This window comes from Clostridium sp. Ade.TY, assembly GCF_000498355.1.
Lineage (GTDB): Bacteria > Bacillota > Clostridia > Clostridiales > Clostridiaceae > Clostridium.
This window is the reverse complement of record NZ_AVSV01000062.1, coordinates 1-392: the sequence shown is the minus strand read 5'-3', so window position 1 is coordinate 392 and position 392 is coordinate 1. Positions and strand designations below refer to the sequence as shown.

1 protein-coding gene and 1 pseudogene are annotated in these 392 nt (G+C 27.8%); both read right to left on the bottom strand.

Features of this window, described 5'->3' with window-relative positions; genetic code table 11:
• Positions 1 to 103 (bottom strand): BhlA/UviB family holin-like peptide (locus tag O212_RS0115770; protein WP_029699475.1); only part of this gene is annotated, 103 nt, incomplete at its 3' end.
• Between the two features lie 49 nt (positions 104 to 152).
• A pseudogene (locus tag O212_RS16765) lies at positions 153 to 392 on the bottom strand (hypothetical protein); the annotation flags it as partial.

Below are 392 nucleotides of genomic sequence, written 5' to 3'. Positions count from 1 at the left end.
TTTCTCTTTCTCTTGCTTCTTTTCTTGTATCCCATAATAGCCATACAAAAAGAGCTGCAAATGCTCCTTGTCCTATTATCTGTGTTAGTAATTCTTTTTCCATTTATGCACTTTCTTTCTGACTAATTTTTTATAAATAAAAAAGACTAGAATTAACTAGCCTTTTCTAATCTATCTCTTTCATATCCTTTTTGTTTTGCTGTTATGGTCCAGTCAAATAATGTATTTGGTGTTCCTCTAACTTTAAAATATTTCTCTGTTTTTTCTACTACTCTTACATATGTTAATTTACCATTACTAGCAAACTCTCCAATTGGAGTTACATCAACTTTATATTTATAGCTTGTATTTACAGTTTGTAAAAATTTATTATCAAACCATATTATACAATC